The organism is Saccharomonospora iraqiensis subsp. iraqiensis (assembly GCF_000430445.1).
In the GTDB taxonomy this organism is placed as follows: Bacteria; Actinomycetota; Actinomycetes; order Mycobacteriales; family Pseudonocardiaceae; genus Saccharomonospora; species Saccharomonospora iraqiensis.
Genome location: NZ_KE387070.1, coordinates 59,237 through 66,493, shown reverse-complemented (window position 1 = coordinate 66,493; position 7,257 = coordinate 59,237). Strand labels below are relative to the sequence as shown.

The 7,257-nt window shown below is 72.6% G+C and carries 11 protein-coding genes; 2 read left to right on the top strand and 9 right to left on the bottom strand.

Annotated elements, in window-relative coordinates; all coding sequences use genetic code 11:
* Positions 1 to 565 (top strand): Abi-alpha family protein (locus tag ACTIR_RS22250; protein WP_084789359.1); only part of this gene is annotated, 565 nt, incomplete at its 5' end.
* Between the two features lie 42 nt (positions 566 to 607).
* On the opposite strand, the gene ACTIR_RS0107695 is transcribed toward ACTIR_RS22250, so the two are convergent.
* From ACTIR_RS0107695 to ACTIR_RS0107675, 4 genes are all read right to left on the bottom strand, one after another.
* Complete coding sequence (locus ACTIR_RS0107695) at positions 608 to 1,429, bottom strand: mycofactocin-coupled SDR family oxidoreductase (protein ID WP_026453830.1); 822 nt, start codon at positions 1,427 to 1,429, stop codon at positions 608 to 610.
* 345 nt (positions 1,430 to 1,774) lie between these two features.
* Positions 1,775 to 2,155, bottom strand: coding sequence for a hypothetical protein (locus ACTIR_RS0107685; RefSeq protein WP_026453829.1), 381 nt, complete (start codon positions 2,153 to 2,155; stop codon positions 1,775 to 1,777).
* Positions 2,156 to 2,646: 491 nt separating this feature from the next.
* Complete coding sequence (locus ACTIR_RS0107680) at positions 2,647 to 3,336, bottom strand: alpha/beta fold hydrolase (protein WP_026453828.1); 690 nt, start codon at positions 3,334 to 3,336, stop codon at positions 2,647 to 2,649.
* A gap of 13 nt (positions 3,337 to 3,349) precedes the next feature.
* A complete protein-coding gene (locus ACTIR_RS0107675; RefSeq protein ID WP_026453827.1) occupies positions 3,350 to 4,090 on the bottom strand; it encodes a hypothetical protein in 741 nt (246 codons plus the stop codon).
* 48 nt (positions 4,091 to 4,138) lie between these two features.
* On the opposite strand from ACTIR_RS0107675, the gene ACTIR_RS0107670 reads away from it, so the two are divergent.
* Positions 4,139 to 4,648: a mycothiol transferase gene (locus tag ACTIR_RS0107670; protein ID WP_026453826.1), complete on the top strand. Its 510-nt coding sequence runs from the start codon at positions 4,139 to 4,141 to the stop codon at positions 4,646 to 4,648.
* Here ACTIR_RS0107670 and ACTIR_RS27815 read toward each other — a convergent pair.
* The 5 genes from ACTIR_RS27815 to ACTIR_RS0107645 all read right to left on the bottom strand — a co-directional run.
* A complete protein-coding gene (locus tag ACTIR_RS27815) occupies positions 4,575 to 5,120 on the bottom strand; it encodes a VanZ family protein (protein WP_161629625.1) in 546 nt (181 codons plus the stop codon). The two genes, ACTIR_RS0107670 and ACTIR_RS27815, sit on opposite strands and share 74 nt — an antisense overlap.
* Positions 5,121 to 5,254: 134 nt before the next feature.
* A complete protein-coding gene (locus ACTIR_RS22245) occupies positions 5,255 to 5,683 on the bottom strand; it encodes a cupin domain-containing protein (RefSeq protein ID WP_052583764.1) in 429 nt (142 codons plus the stop codon).
* 27 nt (positions 5,684 to 5,710) lie between these two features.
* The gene (locus tag ACTIR_RS0107655; RefSeq protein ID WP_026453824.1) at positions 5,711 to 6,367 is read right to left on the bottom strand and encodes an ABC transporter ATP-binding protein; all 657 of its coding nucleotides are present in this window, start codon (positions 6,365 to 6,367) and stop codon (positions 5,711 to 5,713) included.
* Positions 6,364 to 7,074 carry an ABC transporter ATP-binding protein gene (locus ACTIR_RS22240; RefSeq protein WP_084789358.1) on the bottom strand — a complete coding sequence of 237 codons (711 nt, stop codon included), beginning with the start codon at positions 7,072 to 7,074 and terminating at the stop codon, positions 6,364 to 6,366. Before ACTIR_RS22240 ends, ACTIR_RS0107655 begins: the two co-directional genes overlap by 4 nt.
* On the bottom strand, positions 7,061 to 7,257 hold a 197-nt coding region (locus ACTIR_RS0107645), incomplete at its 5' end, for a hypothetical protein (RefSeq protein ID WP_233345852.1). The genes ACTIR_RS0107645 and ACTIR_RS22240, both read right to left, overlap by 14 nt.

The window sequence follows — 7,257 nt, the reverse complement described above, 5'->3', positions numbered from 1 at the left end:
GGGCGGCGACGGCCGGCCGCCGGCGCTCCCGGCGGCGCAACCACCCGACCGGCTCCGCCGGCAGATGGCGGACCTGCTCGACACCTCCACCGACGAGACGCGCGCACGGGAACACCTGTACGCGACGGTGCTCGCCCAGCTCGCTCCGGACGAGGCCCGTATCCTCTCCGTCCTCGCCGACGGCACCCCCTTCCCGGTACTCGACGTCACCGCGCGGTCCACGTTCGGCAGGCCCGGTCGGGTCCTGCTGCGCGGCGCCTCCACCGTGGGCAAGGCGGCGGGTGTGGCCCTGCCCGGGCACGTGCCCGCCTACGTCACCCGGCTGCACGCACTCGGCCTCGTCGAGCTCAGTGACGAGGACCGCTCGCTCGACACCCAGTACGACGTGCTCGTCACCGACGAGACGGTCGTCGCGGCCGCCGGGCGCGCGCCCCGCACCGGTTTCACCCGCCGCACCCTGCGGATCACCGACCTGGGCGCGGACCTGTGGCGGGCGTGCGCACCGGACCGGGACGTCCCGCCGGCCCCGTCCGAGCGGGAGGACGCGAAATCCCGGCCCTCCTGACCCGGATCGTCCGGCGCCCGGTGGGTGTCGGGGGTGTGGACGTCACCGGACGCAGAAACCCGCGTCCACCGGCAGCGTCACACCGGTGACGTAGCGGGCTCGGTCGGAGACCAGCCAGAGGACCGCGTTGGTCGTGTCGTCGTGGTCCATCATCTCCACCGGCAACAGGTTCGCCATCGCGTTCGCCATGTCGGGGTAGTCCTTCATGAACGCCGGGACCGTCTCGTTCTCCACCATCGGCGTGCGGACGGCGGTGGGGTGGAGGGTGTTGACCCGGATGCCGTGCGGGGCGAGCCAGTTCGCGTAGGAGCGCATCAGCCCGACGACGCCGTGTTTCGCGGCGGTGTAGCCGTCGAGCCCGCCGGTGCCGTTGCCGCCGCGGCCGGACAGCCCCTGGGTGGAACTCGTCAGCACCATCGCTCCGCCGCGATTCTGCTCGATCATGGTGGGTGCGGCCGCGTGTACGGTGTGCCGGACGCCGGCGAGGTTGGTGGCGATGGTGTCGTTGAACGCCTGGACCGGGTCGGTCTCCTCGGGCGCGAGCGCGGCGATCCCCGCGTTGGCGACCACGATGTCGACCCGACCGAGCTCGGTGAGCCCGGCGTCGAAGGCCGCCTGCAGTGCCAGTGGGTCGCGGACGTCCGCCTCGCGGGCGACGATACGCCGCCCCCGCGCTTCCACCATCCCGACCGTCTCGTCGAGATCGTCCGGAGTGGACATCTGATAGGGCACGGTGTCGATCTGGTCGCAGAGGTCGACGGCGATGATGTCGGCGCCCTCCTCGGCCATCCGCACGGCGTGGTTGCGGCCCTGTGCCCGTGCCGCTCCGGTGATGAAGGCGACCTTGCCGTCCAATGAACCCATACTCGTCTCCTCGTCGGGGTGTCCGTGTGGTTCTCTTGCGGTCGGGGTGTCGGGTCGGCCGGCGGTCGCTTCCTCGCCCTGCGCTGCGCCTCGGCGACCGTTTCGGACACTCTCCCGTACCGGCCATCGACCGGCTCCCCGAACGGTCGCGGCATGGACACGAGGGGCGAGAACGGTCGTGTTTGCCTTCAACCCTCCGGCGGACACCCGGGTTCCGCAATCCGAAAGGTCACCGTCCCCCGAGCGTGGTCCCGACGATGGTGGGCAGCATGGTCCTGACGGCCAACGCCGACGGCACGACGTCGGGTCGTCCGGTGTAGGCCATCCGGGTGCGGGGCGTGCCGCTCAGGTGGGTGGCTCCGCCGGGAAGACGGCGAGTCGTTCGGCGAGCGCGTACACGTCCGCGCTGATCGCCCGGATCGCCCTGGCGTCGTCCGGGGCGGCGTCCTCCAGGTGCGCGAGCGAGCCGACGACCCGGTGGACGTGCGTCCACACCGGTGTGGCGTTCCGGCTCCGGACGTCGGCGATCGGGACTGCGGGATCGGGTCGGCAGTGTTCGAGAATGCCCCGGCCCCGGTCGTGCAGGTCCTCCAGACGCCCGCCGGTCCGTTCGCACATCTCCGCGAGCAGGTCGTCCAAGGCGTGCCAGTGATGCGGGGCGGGGGAGTGCGGGGATGTCGCGTGGGGACCTCCGGAGCCCCGGCCGGATCGGGTCTGCTCGTACATGCGCCCTACCTCCTGAACGGTCGCCCGTGCGCTACCACCCCGAACCTACGCACACCCCCTGACAGAAGTTCGTTCTGTCCGCAAAGGACACACGGGTGCCTGTCCGGTCGGCCCGCCCCGACACCCTCGCGAGTCGCCGCCCCATGCCCGCGAGTTGACGCCTCAAACCCGCGAGTTGTCGCTTCGCCTCCGCGATCTGACACTCCATACCCGTGAGTTCGCGCGATCCGCCCTCACGATGCCGAGCGTCGCGTCATCCGACAGGGCACAGCGGCGGCGCGGTCGTGAGCGCGCCCGGTACGCCGACTCAGCAGTGTGGAACCGCGACTCGCGGGCATGGAACGCCAACCCGCAGGCATGGCGCGCCAACTCGCGGGCATGGCGCGTCAACTCGCTGGCATGGAGTGGCAACTCGCGGGCGGGAAACGGCGACTCGCGGGCGGGAAACGGCGACTCGCGGGTATGGAGTGGCGACTCGCGGGCATGGGGGGTCAACTCGCGGGGGTCGGGGTGAGGAGGGTTTCGACCAGGGTGTGTGGGTGGCTGAGCATCGCGGTGTGGCCGCCGGGGATCTCCTCGGGGGTGAGGCCGAGGCGGTCGCGGGTCAGGCGGCGGAGGAAGTCGGCGGGGAAGATCCGGTCGTCGGTGCCCAGCAGGACGCGGGTCGGCACGGCCGGCCAGGCGTCCAGCGGCCACGGTTCGGCGAACGGGGTCGCCGACTGCTCGCGTTCACCCAGGTCGAGGGCCTGCCGCGCCAGCGCCGGGTCGACGTCGTGCAGGAACAGCTCCGTCACGTCGAACGCGGCGTCCGGATCGCGGCCCTGCCGCACCGCCAGTTCCCGTTGCGCCCGTGCCTGCCCGGTGTTGTCCCACCACTCGCCCGGGGTCTCGCCCGGTGCCGGGATCATCGGGGCGAGCAGCACCAGGTGTGCCACCGGAACGCGCCGGCACACCAGCGGTGCGGTGAAGGCGCTCATCGAGTGCGCCACCAGCACGGGTGCGTCGAGGCCGGCCATCGCCCCCACGACGGTGTCGGCGTACTCGCGCAGCCCCGCCGTGTCGTCGGCGTAGGGCAGGGCGGGGGTGACGGTCTCGTGGCCGCGTTCGTGCAGCAGCGGTGTCACGCGGTGCCAGTACCACGGGGCCGACCCGGCCCCCGGCAGCAGAACGAACGTCGTCACGCCTTCCCTCCCGTCACCCGCGCCCCCACGGCCCGGGCGGGCGGCGGGCGGCGTCACTGAAGAGGCTATCCGGCATCGGCTCGTCGACCGCCTCGATCCGGACGTCGTGTCCCCTCCCGGGCCGGGAGCCGCCGAGTTCCTCGGTGGACACGCACACGCCGGTGGCGACATCCAGGCGCACGCGGTGCGCCTCGGGGTAGCGCAACTCCGGGTACCGGTTGCGCAGCAACCACTCCGAGTCGTCGTCGCCGCCGGCGTCCTCGCTCTCGGCGGAGAAGAGCAGCGGGCAGCACGGACAGCGCGGGGCGTAGAAGCCGGTGGGGAGCACGTCGGCCTGCCAGGCGGGCCTGCCGTGGTGCCGCACGACGCGGAGATCGTCGAACCGCAGGGGGTCTCCGTCCCCCATGTCCTCGTGTTCCCCGTCGGCCAACTCGACCGGGTTCAGCATCGCGACCCAGTGATAGTCCTGAAACATCAACTCGTCGTCGCGCCCGGGGTCTCCCGGGGTGCGGGTCACCTGCAGCGGGGTGCCGTCCCGTGTCTCCACCCGCAACGCGTCCGGGCGGCGCAGCCGGGCACGCACCCCGTCGGTGGTCCAGTCCGGCACCGACCCGGGGACCGTGCCCCGGTCGGCGGGCGCCGGTTCACCCGCGCGCCGGATCAGGGTGAACCGCAGCGTGGTCCACCGGAGCGGCGTGGAGCGGGCCAGGTCGGCGAAGTCCCCCGGGGTCGGCGGGGTCTGCGGTGGTGCCACGGTGTGATGATCCCAGCGGGAACCGCCGTGGGCGACCAGAATTTCGGCATGAACGCCATCGACATCCTCCTCGACGGGTACGGGCGTGTGCAGGAGGCCGTGGCGCAGGCCGCGGACGGACTCGACGCCGACACCCTGAACCACCGTCTCGACCGCGACGCGAACACGATCGCGTGGTTGCTGTGGCATCTCACCCGGGTGCAGGACGACCACGTCGCCGACGTCGCGGGCGCCGAGCAGGTCTGGACGGCGCAGGGCTTCGCCGACCGCTTCGCACTGTCGCTGCCGACCGACGACACGGGCTTCGGTCACAGCAGCGAGCAGGTCGCCGCCGTGCGGGTCGACTCACCCACGCTGCTGACCGAGTACCACGACGCGGTGTACGAGCAGACGGTCGCCTACCTCGAACGTCTGGATGACGACGACCTCGACGTGGTCATCGACGCGATGTGGGACCCGCCGGTCACCCTCGGAGTGCGGCTGGTCAGCGTGATCGCCGACGACCTCCAGCACGCGGGCCAGGCCGCCTTCCTCCGCGGGCTCGTGCTGCGCCGCTGACCGTGGGAGGGAACGCGTTCCCGACGCCCTCGGTCTCATCCGCGATCCCTTCGCCCTCGGCTGGCCGGGGCCGGACCGCGGCACGTCGTGTCCGGCAGGCGATCAACCAGCCCAGCCACGCGCCGAGGGTGTTGGCGACCAGATCGTCGACCGAGGTCACGCCGCGGGCCAGGGCGTACTGGGCGCTTTCGACGATCAACGACAGCGTCGCTCCGGCCAGGGGTGCCGCGGCCCGCGCGTCGAGGCCGCCCGCGATGTGGTGGGCCGACACGGCGATACCGAGGGGCACGAACAACGCGACGTTCAGCAGGAGTCCACCGACCGTGTGTGCGAAGACCGTCGGATCGGCCAGGCCCGGCAGCGTGTCCGCGCCCGGGATCAGGGACAGGGTGGACCGCCTCGGACCGCCACCGCTGACCAGGGTGGTGTGAAAGACGAACAGGGTCGCCGTCGCCGCTGCCGTGCTCGCCACGGTGCGTGTCGACGGGGAGGGTAGGTGGCCGTTCCGGGACCGTCTCAGCGCGAGGAGGGTGGCCGACAGCGTGAGGCACACGAGCAGTGTGAGGGTGAGCGTCAGGGGATGGCCGTGGGCTCGGAGGAGCTGGGTCAACGATCCTCTCCCGACGAGGCACGTTTCACCGGTCGGTCGAGCGTGTGGCCGGTCGTGGCGTCGACGTGGTCGGGGACTTCGTCGTGCCGGTCGCCGACGCTGGAGGTGCCGGACGGTTCGAACAGCAGCAGTGCTGCGCCGTGCTCGGACGAGGGCTTGTGCTCGACGCCGCGCGGGACGACGAACACCGACCCCTTGCCCAGTACCACGGTCCGCTCGCCGTCCGGTTCGCGCAGAGCGATACGCAGCTCGCCGTCGATCACGAGGAAGAACTCGTCGGTGTCGTCGTGGGCGTGCCAGACGTGCTCGCCCGCCACCTTTGCCACCCGCACGTCGTAGTCGTTGACCGTGGTCACCACGCGCGGGCTCCACAGTTGGTCGAACGAGGACAGTGCCGCCGCCAGGTCCGTCGGTCCGGTGCTCATCCACCGATCATGCCCGCGGCGGCCCGGTCACGTCAGCGCGATCTCCCGATCGGCGTGTGCGACCACGAGCGGGTCGTGGGTGGCGACGAGGACGCCGGTGCCCGCCTCGGCGGCGCGGCGCAACGCCGCGCACACGAGGTCGGCACGACGGCGGTCCTGGTGGGAGGTCGGTTCGTCGGCGAGCAGCAGGGCGGCCCCGCCCACGAGCGCACGGCCGAGCGCGGCGCGCTGCTGTTCACCCCGGGAGGTGCGCGCGGCCGGACGGTGCGCCGGTTCCCGGAGGTTGAGCGCGTCGAGCACCCGGGAAACGGCCTCGTTCCCGCCGCGTTCCCGGGCGGGCAGGCCGAGCGTGATGTTCTCGGCCAGGGTGAGTTCGTCGAGCAACCCCAGTGACTGCGGCACGAAGGCGAGGTGCCGCCAGCTGAGCTCACGCACGTCGACCGGCGGCAGCGGGGGGTGGACGGTGACGGTGCCCCGGTCCGGGACGGCCCAGCCGCCCGCGACCATGAGCACCGTGCTCTTCCCGGAGCCGGACGGTCCGGTCAGCGCGACCAGCTCGCCCGGGTCCAGCCGCAAGTCCACCACGGACAGTGCTTTCCCGCCGGACGGGGTTCCGTCCCGCCCGTCCGCACCCGGTCGGTCGAATCGGCGCACACCGGACAGCGTCAGCAGTGGCCCGGTCACGGCCGATCCTCATCTTCCGGTGATTCCGCGTTCCGGCCGTCGACCAGCCGGACGGTGGCATCGGCGAGCCGGGTGATCCGGGGGTCGTGACTGGCCAGCAGCACCGTGGTTCCCCGTCCGGCCAGGCGTCTCAGCACCTCGGCGACGTGCCCGGTGGCGGCCGGGTCGAGATGTGCCGAGGGCTCGTCGGCCACCACCACGTCGGGAGCACCGACCACGGCCGCGGCCAGCGCCACCCGTTGCTGCTCGCCACCGGAGAGGGCGCGTGGCCGGTGCCGGGCCCGGTGCGCGAGATCGACCAGGTCGAGCACGGCGGGCACGTCCACCGCGCACCGGCGCAGCCGGGCGGCCAGTTCGACGTGTTCCGCCGCGGTCAGGTAGTCCACCAGGTTCGCCGTCGGCTCCTGGTGCAGCCAGCTGATCCGGGTGCGGCGCAGGGCGCGCCTGCGCCGGGCGGAGAGCCGGGTGAGCTCCGTCCCGGCGAGTTCCACGGTTCCGTCGTCGGGCCGGTCCAGACCGGCGAGGAGGCGCAGCAGGGTCGACTTGCCCGAGCCGGACGGCCCTTCGAGTACCGTGACCGAGGCCCGCCGGGCGGACAGCGTGACCCCGTGCAGCACGGGCACGAGGCGGTCACCGGCACGGTGGCTGCGCCGCAGATCCGTGCCGCGCAGAACGACGTCGTCGGGTGTGGTGTCACCGGGTGTCACGCAGCACCTCCTCCGGATCGGCCCGGGAGACCGTACGCTGGGCCAGCAGCGAGGCGAGTACCGCCACGACGGTCACGGCCGCGGTGAGCCCGGCCGCGAGCCCCCACGGCAGGTCGAGCAGCGCGTCGGGGGCGGTGCCCGGGTTGACGTCGTACCCGGCGGCGGTCGGCGCCACGACCGCAC